Origin of the sequence: Corynebacterium sp. HMSC30G07 (assembly GCF_001806945.1) — a bacterium.
Lineage (GTDB): Bacteria > Actinomycetota > Actinomycetes > Mycobacteriales > Mycobacteriaceae > Corynebacterium > Corynebacterium riegelii.
In genome coordinates this window covers 11,972-30,519 of record NZ_KV786456.1, presented here as the reverse complement: position 1 = coordinate 30,519, position 18,548 = coordinate 11,972, and the positions used below count along the sequence as shown (strand labels likewise).

Here is an 18,548-nt window from a genome sequence, read left to right as displayed (position 1 = left end):
ACTCCGGCAGTTACTCCCAGGTCACCGTCTGCGTCGCCGTGCGCAGGCGGACTCCGGTCGCTGGAATGCCGTATAGGCCGTCCCAGCTGGCCACGTAGAACTCAAACGGGGTGCCCACCTCTAGCTCGCCGGTGTAGCCGTGGGGTGGGGTTTGGGGGCCGCAGATGGAGGCGTCGTCAAGATAGTTCGCCTCTAGGTCACCAGCCACGGCGCTAAATTCCGGCACTGCCACCGTGACGTCCACTGGGTAGTCGCCGATTTCCTGAGGCGTCATGGTCACCGCAAAGCACAACACCTCGGGGAAGGTGGGGGTTGCGGCTTTGAGCTTTGGCTTTGCGACGTCCACGTTCCACACCACCGGCACCCCATAGCGCACATCACGCGTGACCACCTCGGCGCTTTTGCCGAAGGAGCGAGTTTGGGTTTCTGCCTCCGTCTCCCCGATGGATTCGGCATATGGGGGAGGGGGTGTGCAGGAGGTTAGCGTGAGCGTCGATAAGCAAAAGGCTCCAACCGCCCACCTGCGCAATCTCATGAGCGGGAGCCTACCACCGTGAAAACCTGCCCAAGGGCATACACTGTGACGCATGCCCGCAGATCTTTCTGATTACAAGCATATTTCTGGCGGTAAAGTACGCGAGATCTATGAAGTAGATGACCAAACGCTGCTGATGGTGGCGTCTGACCGCATTTCAGCCTTTGACTTTTCGCTGGAGCCAGCGATCCCGGACAAGGGACGCATCCTTACAGCCACGTCGATGTTCTTCTTTGACCTGCTTGAAGGCGTGCCGAACCACCTGGTTGGCGGCGTGGAGGACTCCCGCATCCCGGAGAGTGTTCTGGGGCGTGCGATGGTGGTGAAGAAGCTGGACATGGTGCCCTTCGAGTGCGTGGCCCGCGGCTTTCTCACCGGCTCCGGCAAGAAGGAATACGACGCCCGCGGCAAGGTGTGCGGCGTTGCCCTGCCGGAGGGCCTAGTTGAGGCCTCAAAGCTGCCGGAGCCGATTTTCACCCCCGCAACCAAGGCGGAGCAGGGCGACCACGACGAGAACGTTACCTTCGAGTACATGGCCAACAAGCTGGGAGCGGAGCTTGCAGAGAAGCTTCGTGATCTGACGCTGCAGGTCTACACCACCGCCGCCGAGCACGCGGCGGAGCACGGCATCATCCTGGCGGACACCAAGCTGGAATTCGGCCTAGACGCGGACGGCACGATTGTCTTGGCCGATGAGGTGCTGACCCCGGATTCCTCGCGCTACTGGCCCGCTGATTCCTACGAGGTGGGTAAGGTGCAGCCGAGCTTTGACAAGCAGTATGTGCGCAACTGGCTGACCGGCCCGAAGGCGGACTGGGACCCGGCTAGTGGCGTGCAGCCGCCGGAGCTGCCGGGCTCTGTGGTGGAGGCAACCCGGGATCGCTACATTGAGGCCTATGAGCGCCTCAGTGGGAAGCGTTTCGCGGATTGGCCGGGGGCGTAAATGGCTGACTCCCAGGCACGGCTCCAACCACCACATGCTGCGAAGCAGCCGTACACGCGCACCTTCCACGGCCGCGAGTTTGTAGATAACTACGAGTGGCTGCGTGAGAAGGAAAACCCGGAAGTCATCGCGCATCTGGAGGCGGAAAACGCCTACACGGAGGCGATGACCGCGAACTTGGCTCCGCTGACTGAGAAGGTCTACGAGGAGATCAAGTCGCGGGTGAAGGAAACGGATATGTCCGTGCCGCGTCGTCAAGGAAACTGGTGGTACTACGGACGTACGGTGGAGGGCAAAAGCTACGGCATTTCCTGCCGGGTGCCGGTTGAGGGTGATCCGTGGACCCCGCCCGAGGTCACCGATGACATGCCAGGCGAGCAGGTGCTGCTGGACAGCAACGAGCTTGCGGAAGGCCACGAGTTTTTCGCGCTTGGCGCGTCCTCGGTGTCTACCAGCGGCAGGTTTTTGGCCTACTCCGTGGACACGGAGGGTGATGAGCGTTTCACGCTGCGCATCAAAAACCTTGACACGGGCGAGCTTTTAGAAGACCAGCTGGAGAACGTCTTTTACGGCGCGACCTGGGCAGGCGAGGACTACCTGTTCTACATCCGCATGGATGACGCGTGGCGTCCGTACCAGGTGTGGCGCCACCATGTGGGCAGTACCGAAGATGACGTGCTGGTCTACCAGGAAGACGATGAACGCTTTGCCGTTGGCGTGGGTGCGGATCGCGCGGAGCGCTACCTGTTTATCGCGGCGTCGTCCTCGTTGACCACGGAGTACCGTGCGGTGCCGATTGCAGATCCGACTAGCACCCCGCAGGTGTTGTGGCCGCGCGAGTCCGGTGTTGAGTACAGCGTGAATTTCGCCGAAATCGCTGGCCAGGAGCACTGGGTGGTCACCCACAACGCGCACGGCCCGAATTTCTGCGTGGCCCTGGTTCCTACAGGGGAGCTTCCCAAGCTTGTCGACGCCCACGTGATCACCCCACACCGCGACACCATCCGCATCGAAGGCGTGGACACCTACCGCGATTTCGCGTTTATGGAGTACCGCCGCGGCGGCATCTCACGCCTGGCGATAGCTCCGCTGGGGGAGAGCTTCGGCGAGTTCAAGGAGCTGGAGTTCAGTGAGGAGCTCTACACCGTGGGGCTGTCTGGCAACCCGGAGTGGGACGCACCCGTGGTGCGCGTGATCTACACCTCGTACACCCAGCCTTCGCAGCTTCTGGACTACGAGGTGGCCACCGGCAAGTTCACCCTGCTCAAAGAGCAGGAGGTTGAGGGCGGCTACAACGCGGATGACTATGAGGCGTTTCGCGTGTGGGCGCAGGCTCCGGATGGGGCGCAGGTGCCGGTGTCGGTGGTGCGTCGTAAAGCCGCAAGCTCTGATGCCGCACCGCTGTTGCTGTACGGGTATGGCTCCTACGAAGCCTCCATGGACCCAGGGTTCTCCATTGCGCGGCTGAGCCTGTTGGACCGCGGGATGATCTGGGCGTGCGCGCACGTGCGCGGCGGCGGCGAGATGGGCCGACAGTGGTACGACAACGGCAAGATGCTGCACAAGACCAACACGTTCACAGACTTCATTGCGTGTGCGGACAAGATGGTTGAGCTGGGCTTAACCACGCACGAGCAGATGGTTGCTGAGGGCGGTTCCGCAGGCGGCCTGCTCATGGGTGCGGTGGCCAACCTGGCCCCGGAGAAATTCGCAGGCATCCAGGCGATCGTGCCGTTCGTGGACCCGCTGACGTCCATTCTGAAGCCCGAGCTGCCGCTGACGGTTGGGGAGTGGGAAGAGTGGGGCGACCCGTACCACGACCCTGAGGTGTACGACTACATGGCGACGTACGCTCCCTATGAGAACATCCGGGATGTTCAGTACCCGCCGATTCTTGCGGTGACCAGTCTGAATGACACCCGCGTGCTGTACGTCGAGCCCGCCAAGTGGGTAGCGAAACTGCGCGAAGTCGGCCGCGGCGGGCCGTTCCTGCTGAAAACGGAGATGTCCGCCGGCCACGGTGGTGTGTCCGGGCGCTACGCAAAGTGGAAGCAAACCGCGTTCGAGTATGCGTGGACGCTAGTGACCGCGGGTGCGGTGGATACGGGTGATCTGGCTAGCTGATCTGGCTAGCTGACATAGCGAGCGCAAGTGTGAAACCTGTGCGAGACTAGTGCCTATGTCTGGCCGTCTGCTTGTTTCCGTCTCTTCGATTTTTAGCGAAACACTCGACGGCGTCCGCACCCTCGTCGATGCTCTCGACCGTGCGGACATCCCCGTCTCCCTGCTGATCGCCCCGCATATCGACGCAAAATGGCACCTCGCCAGAGACACCACCACCCGCACCTGGCTCGAAGAGCAAGTGGGCACCCGCGCGGTGTTGCTCAACGGGTTCGATCAGGCGGTGCAGGGTAGGCGCGCGGAGTTTGCCACGTTGCCGGAGCATGAGGCGCGGTTGCGTCTCAAAGGAGCGACGCGGCAGATGGAATCCCTGGGCTTTGCGTTTGACATGTTCGCGCCCCCGCGCTGGCAGATGTCTGAGGGCACTCTGGCCGTGCTGCCGGATTTCGGCTTCGGCTTGGCGGCTTCTACCGCCGGGATCCACCAGCTGCGCACCGGCGAGTTCACGCAGTGCCGCAACCTGTCCGTAGGTGAAGGCTTTGGCGCGGCGAAGTGGTGGCGACGCAACATCATGAAAGCCGCCGTGCGCGGCGCGGAGCGCGGCAACACGATCAGGCTTTCGGTTTCGGGTCGTGAGCTAGGGGAGAAGAAAGTCTGCCGCGACTTCGTGGCTGCCGCTCGCGCGGCCGTGAGCGCAGGTAGCGTGCCTGCGGACTACCGCGCGTACCTTTAGCGCGCTCTGATTCGCGAGTCCTTCATTCGCGCAATAACCCGGCACACCAAGTAAATGCCGAACGAGATGAACGCCACGAACACACTCACCGGCACGCCCGGGGCGAGCGAAAGGACCATGCCGCCAACCGCAGCAGCCTCCGCAAACAGGATGGACAGCCACACCGCACGCACTGGGTTGGCAGTGACTTGAGCGGCGGCCGCGCCGGGTGTGATCAGCAGTGACATAACCAGCAGCGCACCGACAATCTGCACCGACTGCGCGGAAGCGATACCCACCAGCACCGCGAACATCAACGCCATGGTGCGCACGCGTACGCCGGAAGCAGCGGCCATCTCTGGGTCGGCGGATGCGAACAACAAAGGCCGCCACAGTGCAGCCACCGCGATGATGACCAGCGCCGTGGTTGCCGCCAGCAGCCACAAGTCCTGTCCCGTGACACCGACGATCTGGCCCGTAAGCAGGGCAAGTGCCCGGTTAGCGTTGCCGGGGTAGAGATGAATAAACAGCACAGATAAGCCCATGCCGAAACTCATGACCACACCCACGGCTGAGTCTTGCTGGCCCTTCAAACCCAGCGCTGCCAGGACGAGGGCCGCGACGATCGCCCCCACAATCGCACCCGCCCCCACGTTGATGCCAACCAGCAGTGCGGCAGAGGCACCCATCAGTGCCAGCTCACTGGTTGCGTGCACCGAAAACGACATCTGGCGAAGCACAATCAGCGGCGCCATTACTCCTGAGAGCAACCCCAGCAGCGCACACGCGATCAGTGTCGCCTGGACAAAGTCCAGTTGCAGTAGCTCTAGCGTGGTCACAGGACCACCAGCTTTCCGCCGACTTCAGCAACGTCGACGTGGGTGCCGTAGAGCTCGCTAAGCACGGAGGAGCGCATGACCTCGCCAACCTCACCAATCACATGCCCCTCAGGCCCGAGATATAAGACGCGATCCACTACGCCCAACACCGGGTTAATCGAGTGGGTCACGCACACCACGGCAGCGCCCGATGCGACAAACCTGTCTACGGCTTCCCGCTGTTTGGAGGGGTCGAGGGAGAGCAGGGGTTCGTCGGCAAGCAAAAGCTCCGGATCCTGCGCAAACGCCTGTGCCTGACGGATCAGCTGCTGCTGGCCGCCCGAAAGGGTGCCCACACGCTGATCCGCGAACGAGGCGGCGCCGACACGGTCAAGCAGCACATCAACCCGCGCGCGGTCAGCACGGCCGCGGTGATTCACCGCAAGCGAAACCAAATCACGCCCACGCATAGGCAAATCACGGGGAAACATCCGCTGCTGCGGAATCAACCCCACCCGGCCATTGGTCTCTACCGAGCCATGGGTGAGCTTGCGCGTGCCCAAAATCGTGCCCAACAGCGTGGATTTGCCCACGCCATTAGGCCCGAGCACGGCGAGGAACTCACCGCGGTCGAGCTCAAAATCCAGGCCGTGCCACAACGGGTCGACGGCAGCGTCAGTGAAGCGAAGGATCACGGAAAAGCAGCCTAATTGTTAAAGCGCGGAAGCTCCGTGTCAGGGCGGGGCTCAGCAGCATCCACAATCGCCTCAATCTCATCAACAACCTGCTCAAAGTAATCCAGGAAGTTCATGCCCTCCGGCGGGGTCTCGCGTATCTCAACAATCGGCAGATTGTTGTCCTTCGCAGCCTGCGCCAGGCGATCCGTAGCGCTGTTGGTGCTCTGCGGATTCACCACGAGGAAGTCGAGAAAGCCACTCTCAATCAGCGCAAGCGTCTCCGCGACGGCGGAAGCAGACGGCTCTACCTCATTCAGCGTTGCCAAAAGGTAGGACTCCGGGGTGATGTCGTGCAGCTCAGTGCCCCAGATCAGCGGCGCGGCAATCGGCTCGGTCATGGCCAGGTGGACGTGCTTGAAGGAATTCAGACGCTGCTGAATGGCATCCATGCGAGCCACCACGTCATCCGCGGAGCCGCCGGTACGGTCAGCTACCTGCGTTGCCACGTCCTTGACTTTGCTGGTGGCGAACCACACGTGCTCCAGCTCGTCCATGGACTCAGGGATGGTATCGATCCAGCCGTGCTCGTGGTCGTGGCCCTCGTGGTCGTGGCCTTCGTGATCATGATCGTGACCGTGATCGTGCTCATGATCATGGTCGTGCTCGTCGTGCGCGTGCGGCGGCACCGCGAAGATCACGCGATCTTGCTCGGCTACGCGGTAGATCGCCTGGTCGTAGTGGCCGCCGTTGGCAACCACAAGGTTCGCAGCCTTGACGCGCGCGAGGTCCTTCGCGGCGGGCTCGAAGTGGTGGGGGTCGATGGAGGCGTCGCTGATAATGGCCTCAACATCGTCGCCCGTCACCGCAGCCGCGACATCGGCCCAGACATTGGTGGTGGCAATGATGTCTGCCGCGTTATCACTTTGGCTTTCAGAGGAGCAGCTGCTTACCGACGCCCCAACCAACGCCACCGCCGCCACAACCGCCAAACCGGGAATCATTTTCGTTTTGTGCATGCGAGCGATTAAACCACTACTGAAAACGGGTTTCAATTGAAGGGTAGTTTTGCGGGCACTTGAGACGGTGTGCGGGATGGGGTGTGTTCACGGCCTGACGGATAGGTGCACCTTTTTGGGCTGCGGCAACACGTTGCCAAACCGGTGATATCTGCCACAGCTGGCCGGCAATTGCCGGGTTCAGGTGTTTCGGACTGCCGCGAGCTGCTCCAGGCTGGCCCTGCTCTTGGCAGACAAAAATGTCGTCTAGCAGCCACATGGAGCGCTAGACGACAAATGTAATTACTGGGAGGGATTACTTGGAGGACCCGCTGTCGGTGGAGCAAGCCGCAGCGATCGTAGCGATTGCCGCAACCGCAGCCGCGGTTACCGCCACACCGCCAGCGATCTGTAGGTCTTGCTTGCTGATCGGAAGCGGATCGATCGTGCTGCTGATCTGCTCCTTAACCGGTGCCAGCGCCGGGATATCCATGGCGGCCGCCAGTCCTAGCGGGATCAAAGCCAACAGCGGCAGGGATACACCAAGCGCAGCCGGCAAGCAGCGCTTATTGCTATCTTCGCTCGGCGTCGTCGGGGTGAGGCCGTCCTTACCGTCGGCGCCTTTGACCTTGCCCAGGTTTTGGATCGTGCCGTCGGTGTAGGTCAGGATCAGCTCACCGTTTTCGTTGACTTCTGCGTTGGTTACGCCGCGGCCGTCTTTGCCGTCCTTGCCGTCAGCGCCGTCTTGACCGTCAGCGCCGTTGGCGCCGTCTTCACCATCCTGGCCGTTGGCGCCGTCCTTACCTGGCTGGCCCGGCTGGCCAGGTTCGCCGTCCTCGCCGTCCTTGGCGTCCTGGGTAACCTTGCCCAGATTTTCGGAGGTGCCGTCGGTGTAGGAGACGACCAAGTCGCCCTCGTCGTTGATCTCGAAGGATGTGACGCCGCGGCCGTCCTTGCCGTCTACGCCGTTCTGGCCTGCGGCGCCGGTGTCGCCCTTCTTGCCCTTCTCGCCCTTATCGCCCTTCTCGCCCTTCTCGCCCTTCTCGCCCTTCGGGCCCTGCTCGCCGTCCTTGCCGTCGACACCGTCTTTGCCGTTGGTGCCGTCTTTCCCGTCCTGGCCGTCAACGCCATTCTTGCCATCTTGACCGTCTACGCCGTCTTTGCCATTAGCGCCGTCTTGGCCTGCGGCGCCGGTGTCGCCCTTGTCGCCCTGGTCGCCCTTGTCACCCTTCTCGCCCTGGTCGCCCTTCTCGCCCTGGTCGCCCTGGTCGCCCTTCGGGCCCTGCTCGCCGGTGACGTTGCCAAGGTTCTCGGTCTCGCCGTTGTCGTAGGTGACGACGAGGTTGCCGTCCTGAATCTCGGCCTTAACGATGTAGCGCGCCTTCGGCTTGACGTTCACCACAACATCAACGGTCTCAGAGCTGCCGTCTGGGTAGGTCACCGTGATCACGCCAGTCTGGTTGTCGCCAGCGGTGTTGGTGTCCACCGGCGTGGTCCACTTGAAGGTCGTTCCCTCGGGAAGTTGGTCGGTGTTGGTGATGGCGGTTGGGGCGTCGGTAAGCGAATCGCCCTGTGCAACCGTGATTTCCTGGACCTGGGGCTCGTGCTTGTCGGCGTCGGACTCGGACGAAGAAGCTGCCTCGCCGAAGCCGACCTTCACCGGGTCATGGTCGGAGGAGCGGAATGGGTTGCCGTAGCCGTACAGTGGGTCGTCGCCGTCGCCGAAGAAATCCTGGACGTTGTAGAGGCGGCGGGAGTACTCGAACGAGTTCGACTCATCGCCGTTAATGTTCCACACCGCAGAGTCCTTGATCAGCTTCTGCGCTGCCTCGTTAGCAAGGATGTGGTCAAGGGAACCCAGCTGGCCGCTGAATTGGTAGGACGCCTGGTCGAAGTCGCGCTCGGACTCCACGATGCTGAAGCCGCCCTGTTCGAAGAGACCGATGGCGTCTTCCTTGGAGTATGCGTTGAAGTCGCCAACCAGGAACGTCGGAAGCGTAGCCCACTGGGACTGCTCGTTGAGCTTGCGAAGCAGCGCCTCGGACTGCTGTGCGCGCAGGCGTGCGTTGTTGCCCTGGCCATCACCGGTGTCTTCGTCGCCCTTGGCAACGGAGCCCTTGGATTTGAAGTGGTTGACCACGGCCACGAAGTTGTCGTCCTCATCGTTGCCGATGGTGTTGAACTCCTGGGCGAGTGGCTGGCGGGCGGTGCGGGTGAACGCGGAGTCGTCGAAAATGATCGACTCCCCAACCGGCTCCACCTTCGCCGGCTGGTAGATGAACGCGACGCGGATCACGTCCTCATCGGTGCCGAGCTTCTGCGGGGACTTCACCAGATCCCACTTGTTCGGCTGCTTCTCATTCAGCGCGTCCACAAGGTTCTGCAGCGCCTCGTCGCGCTTCGACTTATTGCCGGTCACGCTGTAGGTGTTTTCGATCTCAGAGAGGCCAAGCACGTCAGTGTCCAGCTTGTTAATTGCGGAAACAATTTTCGCCTGCTGATCCTGGAACGCCTTCTGGGAGAACGCGCCGCGGACCTTGCAACGGTTCGTCGCGATCGGAGTGCCGTAAATGTCGTTGTAGGCCTTGCAGCCCTTCTCGTCTTCACCCAGGCTGCTGAAGTAGTTCAGCACGTTGAAGAAGCCGATGGAGTAGTCACCCTCAACAGTGTCCGGCACGTCGTAGGAGGTCTTGCGGGAATCCTCCCACGTGATCGGCAGCTCCTCTGCCGCATTTTTGCCGGTGATCGGCTGCAGCGGCTGGAATCGCCACTTGTCAAAGGAGTAATCCACAACAACGTCAGTTTGGAACTGCACCTGGTCGCCCGTGCGGATGGATTTGATGCCGTTGTCAGACGTCAAGATGTACGGCAGGGGGGTGTTCTTGTCGGTGCGGAAGTAGTCGCGGGTTCGGCCGTCGTCAAGCGTGACAAGCTCCAGATCCTGCTGCTGCTGCAAGGTGGTTGCGGGCGCACCCGGCGCAACCACATCCGTCGGGGTGCGGTGGGCGCGCTCGCCCGGGGCAAGGCCAAGGTCACCGGTGGAGTTGAGGGTGTAGTTGTTGGTCACCGTGTAGGCGCCGGTCGGGCGGACCAGCATGCCTTCGTAGGGCTCGCGGGCATCGTCGCCGGCCGGCAGGGTGTCGATCTCGGTTGCCTTCGGCGCCTCAAGCGCCTCGCTGAGCTTTTCAATCGCGGAGAGCGTGAGCTGGGTCTGCTTGTAGTACTCGCTGACCTTGCCGGTCACGCGTATCGACGCCCCACGCTCCGGAAAACTCTGCCCACCACCCACATAGACGAAAATGCCGTCAGACGCATCGCCCGGATTCTTCGCAGCACCGCCGCTACCTGCGGTTTGGAGGAAGAAGCCGTTCTTGCCGCCCTCGTCATACACAGCCGTGACGACGCCCTCCGTAGTCACCGTCTGCCCCTCCAGCGGGGAAGCGGCGCCGGTACCCTGGATCTCTGCGATCGGAGTGATCGCGCCGGGTTGCGGCTGCGGAGTGCTCGGGTTCTCCGGGTTTTCGGGCTGCGGGTTTTCGGGCTGCGGGGCTGCTTCATTGTCCGAGTTCTGCGGGGTCGGCTCAGCCACGATGAAGTCCGTCGCGTTGTTGTCTGTGTCCACGCCTACCTGCGCGCGCTGGACGGACTCGGAGTTGCTCGTGCTTGCGGCAGAGGTGCCCTCTGGCTTGCTCGCACCGCCCCAACCGACTCGGTCAACTTCGCCGCTCGGGCTGGTTAGGACGGCAATTGCACCCTTGGCGCCGAAGTTGAACTCTGCAACCTGGTCAGGTGTAGGCAGGCCTGCACCCTTATCCGGAGTGCCCTGTCCCTGAATAAGGAAAAAGCCACCGGCGGGGACAATGCCCTTCAAGGAGACTTGTGCGCCCCTGTTGCCTTTGGCGGACTGCTGGTCCAGCTTCCAACCGGTCAGATCGATGTCCTGGTCGGTCGGGTTGTACAGCTCAACAAAGTCGTGGCTGTACTTCGAGCCGGAGTTACCGCCGCCGCCGTAGACCTCATTGATGACAACGTTGGAGCCGTCTGGAGCTGCAAGAGCAGTTGGCGTGACGACGGATACGGTACCTGCTGCCAGCGCAATCGCGAATGCTGCGCTCAGGCTTCTGCGTGGAAAAGACATGGAGACCTCTTCGGGAAACTGAACAAATGGTGTGCAATAGCAAGATCAAACTAGCGGCGGCACTCAGTTTCCGCTTGGTGAGATGACAGGCTTTTCCAAGAATTCAGGGGTTGTTCACTTTGGCGCCACGTTCATTTTGCGTAGCAGGGTTTTTGCGCTGGTCAACGTACGTTCGAAGGCGTGTGGCCTCGTCGGATATACTGGTGCGCGTCCTTGTAAGAAAGGCGTTTAAGGCGTCCAACCTCCCTCAACACGAAGGATTCTCATGGCACGAGTCGTCGTCAATGTCATGCCCAAGACTGAAATTCTGGACCCGCAGGGCCAAGCAGTGCTGCGTGCACTGGGCCGCATCGGGGTGGAGGGCGTCGCTGACGTCCGCCAGGGCAAGCGGTTCGAAATCGAGGTAGATGATTCCGTAACCGATGAACAGCTTCGCCACATGGCTGAAACCCTGTTGACTAACACTGTGATCGAGGACTTCGAGGTTGTGCGATGAGCGCAACTATCGGAGTCATTACTTTTCCAGGCACGCTGGATGACGTAGATGCGCTGCGTGCCGTCCGCCTTGCCGGCGCTACGCCGAAGCAGTTGTGGCACGCGGATGATTCCCTCGACGGCATCGACGCGGTGGTCGTCCCTGGCGGCTTCTCCTACGGTGACTACCTGCGCACCGGCGCGATTGCTGCGCAGGCGCCGATGATGCAGGCAGTGATCGACGCTGCGAAGCGCGGCATGCCGGTGCTGGGTATTTGCAACGGTTTCCAGATCCTCACCGAGGCTGGCCTGCTGCCGGGCGCGTTGACCCGCAACCAGGGCCTGAACTTCCACTGCGTTGACACCTACCTTGAGGTAGCGAACGCGGATACCGCTTGGACCAGCAAGTTTGAGCAGGGGGACAAGATCCTCGTTCCTGCAAAGCATGGTGAGGGCCGCTTCCAGGCGCAGCCGGAAACCATTGAGGCGCTAGAGAAGGAAGGCCGCGTGGTCTTCCGCTACACCGATAACTTCAACGGCTCGATCAACGCGATCGCGGGCGTGACCAATGAGACCGGCCGCGTCGTCGGCCTCATGCCGCACCCGGAGCACGCCATCGAAGCCTTGACCGGCCCCTCCACTGATGGGCTGGGACTGTTCCATTCCGCCATCGACGCGATTTCGAAGATTGGAGCGTAAGACGCTGTGACTGTGGTGAACGATACCGTCGATAATGCAAAAGCAACCCCGGAAATTGAGCAGCCATACGCTGAGCTGGGGTTGAAGGACGATGAATACCAGAAGATCAAGGAGATCCTGGGCCGCAGGCCGACGGATGCGGAGCTGACCGTTTATTCCGTGATGTGGTCTGAGCACTGCTCGTACAAGTCCTCCAAGGTGCACCTACGCTACTTCGGCGAGACCATGACGGAGGAGATGGCCTCCAAGATCCTTGCCGGCATTGGTGAAAACGCTGGTGTGGTGGACATCGGTGGCGGTGACGCGGTGACCTTCCGTGTGGAAAGCCACAACCACCCCTCCTTTGTGGAGCCGTATCAGGGTGCCGCAACCGGCATCGGTGGCATTGTGCGCGACATCATGGCGATGGGTGCACGCCCGATTGCCGTGATGGATCAGCTGCGCTTCGGCGCGATTGACGCAGATGACACGAAGCGTGTGCTGCCGGGCGTGGTGCACGGCATCGGCGGCTATGGCAATTGCCTGGGCCTGCCCAATATTGGTGGCGAGACCGTGTTTGACCCGGCCTACGCAGGCAACCCGCTGGTCAACGCACTGTGCGTGGGCACGTTGAAGGTGGAGGACCTCCACCTGGCATTCGCTTCCGGCACTGGCAACAAGGTGATCCTGTTCGGCTCCCGCACCGGCCTTGACGGCATTGGTGGCGTGTCCGTGCTGGGCTCCGCCACCTTTGAGGAAGGCGAGGAGCGCAAGCTGCCGGCCGTCCAGGTGGGCGACCCGTTTGCAGAGAAGGTGCTCATTGAGTGCTGCCTGGAGCTCTACCAGGCTGGCGTTGTCGTGGGCATCCAGGACCTGGGTGGCGGCGGCCTGTCGTGCGCTACCTCCGAGCTTGCGGCTGCCGGTGACGGCGGCATGCGCGTGGACCTGGACGCAGTGCCGTTGCGCGCAGAGAACATGACCGCGGCAGAGATCCTCGCCTCCGAGTCCCAGGAACGCATGTGTGCTGTTGTGGCGCCGGAGAACGTGGACCGCTTCATGGAGATCTGTGCGAAGTGGGAGGTTGGCGCAGCCGTCATCGGTGAGGTGACGGATGAGACTGACCGCCTGGCTGTCTACCACCAGGGTGAGCTGGTGATGGACGCGCCGCCGTCGACGATTGATGCGGGCCCGGTCTATGAGCGTCCGTACGCACGCCCCGAGTGGCTGGATGGTGTCCAGGCTAAGACCGAGGTAACCAAGTCTGATGACCTGGTGGGCGCTTGGAAGCAGATGGTTGCATCGCCTGCGCTGTGCTCGCGTGACTTCATCACGCAGCAGTATGACCGCTACGTGCGCGGCAACACCGTGCAGGCGAAGCACGCCAACGCTGGTGTGCTGCGTATCAACGAGGAGTCCGGCCGCGGCGTGGCTATCTCCGCTGATGCTTCCGGCCGCTACACCTACCTGGATCCGAACATGGGCGCGCGCCTGGCGCTGGCGGAGGCGTACCGCAACGTTGCTGTCACCGGCGCAACCCCGGTTGCCGTGACCAACTGCCTGAACTTCGGCTCCCCGGAGAACCCGGACGTGATGTGGCAGTTCGCTGAGGCAGTGCATGGTCTTGCCGACGGCGCACGTGAACTCTCCGTACCTGTCTCCGGCGGCAACGTGTCCTTCTACAATCAGACGGGCGACACCCCGATTCTGCCCACCCCAGTAGTTGGCGTGCTCGGCGTGATCGAGGACGTGGAAAACTCCATCCCGCACGCCCTGCCAGCCGGTGCGGAAGAGCACGTGCTGGTTCTTCTGGGCGAGACCTTTGAAGAGTTCGGCGGCTCTGTCTGGCAGGACATCTCCGGCCAGGGCCTGGCAGGCCTGCCGCCGCAGGTTGACCTTGCTAATGAGGCCCGCCTGGCGGAATTCTTCGGCGGCGTTGAAGGTGTTTCCGCAGCCCACGACCTGTCCGAGGGTGGCCTGTCCCAGGCGGTCTTCGAGCTGCTGCTCGCCTCCGGCTTGGGCGCAGACCTCAACCTGGAAGCCGTGCATGAGGACGCGTTCACCGCGCTGTTCTCTGAGTCCGCGTCCCGCGTGCTCATCGCCGTGTCCCGCGACCGCGTTGATGCAGCGCTTGAGCGCGCCGCCGCTGTTGGGGTGCCGGCTGTGGTGGTTGGTGAGACGTCGGCAAGCGGCAAGCTCTCCTTCGGCAACCAGGAAGTCGCCGTGGACGAGCTGGCGCAGGCTTGGGCCGCGACGCTGCCGCAGCACTTCGGCCACAGTGTGGCACCGAACGCTGCGGTCTAAACCCGCAGGCTAGTCCACGCGCTGGGTAGCCTTTGGCATTTCCACCAAAGGCACCGGCTCGTACTGGCCGCGCAGATCCTTCAGAGCCTGCGTGTGCTCCCACAGCCGCCTGTCTTCCGCCGTCACCGGAGTGAACTGGCGGGCAGGCAGCGGGGTGCCGTCAATGTCCGTAGCCAGGTAGGTTACGGTCGCATGGATGGCATCTTTAAGGTTCTCGCGCCCGCCACGTGGGTCGCCGGAACGCACGTGGATTGAGGTGTGCAGCGAGCGATTATCCGTACGCGTCAGGCGTGCCTCAACCTCAATCAAATCCCCAATGTGAATCGGATGGTAGAAGCGAATGCCGCCCGCATACACGGCGACGGTGCGCTCACCCGACCACTCCATGGTGCACGCCATACCGGCTTCATCGATCCACTCCATGGCGGTGCCACCGTGCACGTTGCCGCCCCAGTTCACATCTGTTGGCTTTGCCAGGAAGCGGTGCACAACCCGCGGTGCGGTGGAATCGTCCGTGTAGGTTTGCTCGCCCATCTCTGCCTCGATGGCCTTGCGCAGGTCAATGCGGCTCAGCGCGGCTTGCTCTACGCGGCGCTCCTCATCGGTAGACGGCACAAATGTAGGAACCGGGGTGGGCTTGCCGGTCTCGGTGTCCTTAGCCACGAAGATGACCAGGCAGTCGCATGCGCGCGTGAAGATTCCCTGGCGAGGGTCCGCCGACAGCACCTCGTTAACAATGTGCATGGAAGAGCGCCCGGTCATGGCCACGCGTGAGCGGACCTCCACAATGTGGCCCGAGGGGATCGGGCGGGTGAAATGGATGTGCCCAACGTATGCGGTTACGCAGTAGGTGGATGACCACTGTGCGGCGCACGCGTAGGCGGCCTTATCAATCCACTCCAAGACGCGTCCGCCGTTGACGCCTTGGGCGCCGGCGTGCAGCACGTCGGTCGGTGCGGCCATAAAGCGCAGCGTGATGGAGGGGGACTTTTCAGTGGGTACGGGTGCTTCGGACTTGCTTCCAGACATAGCAACACAATAGCCATCGTCGCGTGTTGTGCTGGCATGGCACTATGCAGTTATGGCGAGCAAACAGGTTGATCCGGCGGAAATGACGCAGGCTGTGGCGGCGGTGGCTGCGTGGCTTGAGGGGGAGGGGGTAAAGCCGACGCGTGCGCAGCTTGCGGCGGCGTGTCGCACGACGGCTCGCACGCTTGCGCAGGAGTTGCCGGGGCATGCGGTTGAGCTGCGCATTCCGCCGTTTGTGGCGGTGCAGTGTGTCGAGGGTCCTCGGCACACGCGCGGTACGCCGCCGAATGTTGTGGAGATGGATCCGGAGACCTGGTTGCGGCTTGCAACAGGGCTTTTGCTTTTCGACGCCGCGTTATCTTCCCCCCACGTCACCTCCTCCGGCGCGCGTGCGGGTGAGGTTGCGAGGGGGCTTCCGGTCGTTTCACTTTCGGCAGTTCGGCGCTAGTCGGATACCATAGGGGTCGTGCAAGGTGAAGCCAGGGAAGAGTGCGGCGTCTTTGGGGTATGGGCGCCGAAAGAAGACGTATCTAAACTGACGTATTTCGGGTTGTTTGCGCTGCAGCACCGTGGTCAGGAAGGCGCCGGCATTGCTGTTGGCGATAAGGAAAACATCGTGGTGTTTAAGGACACCGGCTTGGTCAGCCAAGTTTTCGATGAAACCGTCCTGGGCGCGCTGCAGGGTGATGTGGCGATTGGCCACACCCGTTATTCCACCGCGGGTGGGAATAGTTGGGATAACGTGCAGCCGATGTTCCGGACGTCGCCAAACGGCACTGATGTGGCGTTGGCGCACAACGGCAACTTGGTCAACTACGCGGAGCTGCAGGCGGAAGCCATTGAGAAGAAGCTGGTGCCTGCCGATGGCGTGCAGGGCCAGGGCTCTTCCTCTGACACTGCGGTGGTCTCTGCGTTGTTGGCGGCTCTGATTCGTGAGGAGCACACGCTTCTCGACGCATGCGAGCAACTCCTCCCACGCATCCACGGCGCCTTCTGCTTCATGATTACGGACGGGCACACGCTCTACGCCGCACGTGATCCGCATGGTGTGCGGCCGCTTTCGTTGGGACGTCTTGAAGAAGGCTGGGTGGTTGCCTCTGAGACGTGTGCTTTGGACATTGTGGGCGCCGCCTTTGTCCGTGAGATCGAGCCAGGCGAGTTGATCTGGATTGATGAGACGGGTGTGCATTCCAAGCGCTACGCCGAGACCACGCGCGCGCACTGCGTGTTTGAGTACGTCTACGTGGCCCGCCCGGATTCGGTGATTGAGGGCCAGACGGTCAACAACTCCCGCATTGAAATCGGCCGCAGGCTGGCGCGCGTCAATCCAGTCGAGGGTGATCTGGTGATGCCGGTGCCGGAATCCGGCACCCCGGCTGCGATTGGCTACGCCGAAGAATCTGGCATCCCGTTCAAGCAGGGGTTGATGAAGAACGCCTACGTGGGCCGCACCTTCATCCAGCCTTCCGACACCCTGCGTCAGCTGGGCCTGCGCCTGAAGCTCAACCCGGTACGCCAGGTCATTGAAGGCAAGAAGCTGATCGTGGTGGATGACTCCATTGTGCGCGGCAACACGCAGCGCAAGCTGATCCGCATGCTGCGTGAGGCAGGTGCTGCGGAGGTGCACGTGCGTATCGCCTCGCCGCCGGTGAAGTGGCCGTGCTTCTACGGTATTGACTTCGCCAGCCCCGGTGAGCTAATTGCAAACCATGGCCGCGGTGGCTCGGATGAGGAGATCGCGGAATCTATCCGCACCATGATTGGTGCAGACTCCCTGGCGTTTGTGCCGATTGACGATATTGTTGCGGCGTCCCACCAGGATGCCGAGAACCTTTGTGCCGCGTGTTTCACCGGCCATTACCCACTAGGGTTGCCGGAGGGCAACCCGAACGCGGACCTTGTCCGCCGCATGAAGAAAGGCGCCGAAGCGTAAATGAGTAACCCCGAGATTTCCTACGAGGCCGCAGGCGTATCCATCGAAGCCGGCGACAAGGCCGTTGAACTGTTCGCGCCGCACGCCAAGCGCGCCACCCGCCCGGAGGTCCGCGGCGGACTCGGCGGCTTTGCCGGTCTGTTTGCCTTGGGCAAGTACAAGGAGCCGTTGCTGGCCGCAGGCTCTGATGGTGTGGGCACGAAGCTGGCCGTTGCCCAGGCGATGGACAAGCACGACACCATTGGCATTGACCTGGTAGCCATGTGCGTGGATGACCTGGTCGTCTGCGGCGCAGAGCCGCTGTTCCTGCAGGACTACATCGCAATTGGCAAGGTTGTGCCGGAGAAGGTAGCCGAGATCGTCGGCGGCATTGCAGAGGGCTGCGTCCAGGCAGGCTGCGCCCTTCTCGGTGGCGAGACCGCAGAGCACCCCGGCGTAATGAACCCGGATGACTACGACGTCTCCGCAACCGCAGTTGGCGTCGTCGAGGCCGATGAGCTGCTCGGCCCCCACTTGGTGCGCGAAGGCGACATCATCATCGGCATGGCATCCTCCGGACTACACTCCAACGGCTACTCCCTTGCCCGCCACGTGCTTCTGGAGCGCGCCGGGCTGCCGCTTGACGGCCACATCGAGGAACTTGGCCGCACGCTCGGTGAGGAGCTGCTTGAACCCACCCGCATCTACGCTCTTGACTGCCTTGAGCTGGCCGCCGAGTGCGAAGTGCGTACCTTCTGCCACGTCACCGGCGGTGGCCTGGTGGGCAACATGGAGCGCATCATCCCAGAAGGCCTGGTTGCAGAAATGCGCCGCGCCACCTGGACCCCGGGCCAGATCTTCCGCACCATCCGCTCTGTCGGCCAGGTGCCGGATGCGGAGATGGAGAAGACTTTCAACATGGGTGTGGGCATGGTTGCCGTTGTGTCGCCTAGCGACCGCGACCGTGCACTAGCCATTTTGGCCGCACGCCACATTGATAGCTGGGTGCTTGGTGAGGTCCGCGCCGCCACCAACGACGACGAACCCCGCGCCCTGCTCACCGGCGAGCACCCGCAGTACTAGCTGCGCCGAAAAACGGCACGCGAAAAGAGCGCACCCCGCGTATTGGCTCGGGGTTGCGCTCTTTTCGTTGCAAACAGGTGCAGCTGGCTGCGGTTAGGCTGCGGCTGTTAGGCTGCGGCAGCGAGCTGCAGT

The 18,548-nt window shown here is 62.3% G+C and carries 15 protein-coding genes; 9 read left to right on the top strand and 6 right to left on the bottom strand.

What is annotated here, in order from left to right; all coding sequences use genetic code 11:
- Window positions 1–10: 10 nt before the first annotated feature.
- Window positions 11–535 carry a hypothetical protein gene (locus tag HMPREF3104_RS04150; protein WP_141738120.1) on the bottom strand — a complete coding sequence of 175 codons (525 nt, stop codon included), beginning with the start codon at window positions 533–535 and terminating at the stop codon, window positions 11–13.
- A 52-nt stretch (window positions 536–587) separates the two neighbouring features.
- On the opposite strand from HMPREF3104_RS04150, the gene HMPREF3104_RS04145 reads away from it, so the two are divergent.
- Genes HMPREF3104_RS04145 through HMPREF3104_RS04135 form a run of 3 tightly spaced genes read left to right on the top strand, consistent with a single transcriptional unit; the run spans window position 588 to window position 4,332 of the window.
- On the top strand, window positions 588–1,478 hold the full coding sequence (locus tag HMPREF3104_RS04145; protein ID WP_070494517.1) for a phosphoribosylaminoimidazolesuccinocarboxamide synthase: 891 nt from the start codon (window positions 588–590) through the stop codon (window positions 1,476–1,478).
- Window positions 1,479–3,602: a S9 family peptidase gene (locus tag HMPREF3104_RS04140; RefSeq protein WP_070494516.1), complete on the top strand. Its 2,124-nt coding sequence runs from the start codon at window positions 1,479–1,481 to the stop codon at window positions 3,600–3,602.
- Window positions 3,603–3,657: 55 nt separating this feature from the next.
- A complete protein-coding gene (locus HMPREF3104_RS04135) occupies window positions 3,658–4,332 on the top strand; it encodes a DUF2334 domain-containing protein (RefSeq protein WP_070494515.1) in 675 nt (224 codons plus the stop codon).
- Here HMPREF3104_RS04135 and HMPREF3104_RS04130 read toward each other — a convergent pair.
- The 4 genes from HMPREF3104_RS04130 to HMPREF3104_RS04115 all read right to left on the bottom strand — a co-directional run bounded on the left by HMPREF3104_RS04130 (window position 4,329) and on the right by HMPREF3104_RS04115 (window position 10,939).
- Entirely contained in the window at window positions 4,329–5,150 is an 822-nt protein-coding gene (locus HMPREF3104_RS04130) for a metal ABC transporter permease (protein ID WP_070494514.1), read from the bottom strand. The two genes, HMPREF3104_RS04135 and HMPREF3104_RS04130, sit on opposite strands and share 4 nt — an antisense overlap.
- Window positions 5,147–5,824 carry a metal ABC transporter ATP-binding protein gene (locus tag HMPREF3104_RS04125; protein WP_070494513.1) on the bottom strand — a complete coding sequence of 226 codons (678 nt, stop codon included), beginning with the start codon at window positions 5,822–5,824 and terminating at the stop codon, window positions 5,147–5,149. The genes HMPREF3104_RS04130 and HMPREF3104_RS04125 overlap by 4 nt, the downstream gene beginning before the upstream one ends.
- An 11-nt stretch (window positions 5,825–5,835) precedes the next feature.
- Window positions 5,836–6,822: a metal ABC transporter solute-binding protein, Zn/Mn family gene (locus HMPREF3104_RS04120; protein ID WP_070494512.1), complete on the bottom strand. Its 987-nt coding sequence runs from the start codon at window positions 6,820–6,822 to the stop codon at window positions 5,836–5,838.
- 295 nt (window positions 6,823–7,117) lie between these two features.
- On the bottom strand, window positions 7,118–10,939 hold the full coding sequence (locus HMPREF3104_RS04115; protein WP_070494511.1) for an ExeM/NucH family extracellular endonuclease: 3,822 nt from the start codon (window positions 10,937–10,939) through the stop codon (window positions 7,118–7,120).
- A gap of 265 nt (window positions 10,940–11,204) precedes the next feature.
- Between HMPREF3104_RS04115 and purS the strand changes: the two genes are divergently transcribed.
- Genes purS through purL form a run of 3 tightly spaced genes read left to right on the top strand, consistent with a single transcriptional unit; the run spans window position 11,205 to window position 14,392 of the window.
- Entirely contained in the window at window positions 11,205–11,435 is a 231-nt protein-coding gene (gene purS, locus HMPREF3104_RS04110) for a phosphoribosylformylglycinamidine synthase subunit PurS (RefSeq protein ID WP_052206204.1), read from the top strand.
- Window positions 11,432–12,112 (top strand): phosphoribosylformylglycinamidine synthase subunit PurQ, encoded by a 681-nt coding sequence (gene purQ / locus HMPREF3104_RS04105; protein ID WP_052206206.1) that lies wholly within the window; start codon window positions 11,432–11,434, stop codon window positions 12,110–12,112. Before purS ends, purQ begins: the two co-directional genes overlap by 4 nt.
- Before the next feature lie 6 nt (window positions 12,113–12,118).
- Window positions 12,119–14,392 (top strand): phosphoribosylformylglycinamidine synthase subunit PurL, encoded by a 2,274-nt coding sequence (purL, locus tag HMPREF3104_RS04100; RefSeq protein ID WP_070494510.1) that lies wholly within the window; start codon window positions 12,119–12,121, stop codon window positions 14,390–14,392.
- 9 nt (window positions 14,393–14,401) lie between these two features.
- On the opposite strand, the gene HMPREF3104_RS04095 is transcribed toward purL, so the two are convergent.
- On the bottom strand, window positions 14,402–15,421 hold the full coding sequence (locus HMPREF3104_RS04095) for an acyl-CoA thioesterase (protein WP_052206209.1): 1,020 nt from the start codon (window positions 15,419–15,421) through the stop codon (window positions 14,402–14,404).
- Between the two features lie 52 nt (window positions 15,422–15,473).
- Here HMPREF3104_RS04095 and HMPREF3104_RS04090 point away from each other — a divergent pair, with 52 nt between their 5' ends.
- The 3 genes from HMPREF3104_RS04090 to purM are packed head-to-tail and all read left to right on the top strand — an operon-like array spanning window position 15,474 to window position 18,416.
- A complete protein-coding gene (locus HMPREF3104_RS04090; RefSeq protein WP_052206210.1) occupies window positions 15,474–15,869 on the top strand; it encodes a sterol carrier family protein in 396 nt (131 codons plus the stop codon).
- A gap of 18 nt (window positions 15,870–15,887) precedes the next feature.
- Window positions 15,888–17,354 (top strand): amidophosphoribosyltransferase, encoded by a 1,467-nt coding sequence (purF, locus tag HMPREF3104_RS04085; RefSeq protein ID WP_236587337.1) that lies wholly within the window; start codon window positions 15,888–15,890, stop codon window positions 17,352–17,354.
- Window positions 17,355–18,416: a phosphoribosylformylglycinamidine cyclo-ligase gene (purM, locus tag HMPREF3104_RS04080; protein ID WP_052206214.1), complete on the top strand. Its 1,062-nt coding sequence runs from the start codon at window positions 17,355–17,357 to the stop codon at window positions 18,414–18,416.
- Window positions 18,417–18,548: the final 132 nt, after the last annotated feature.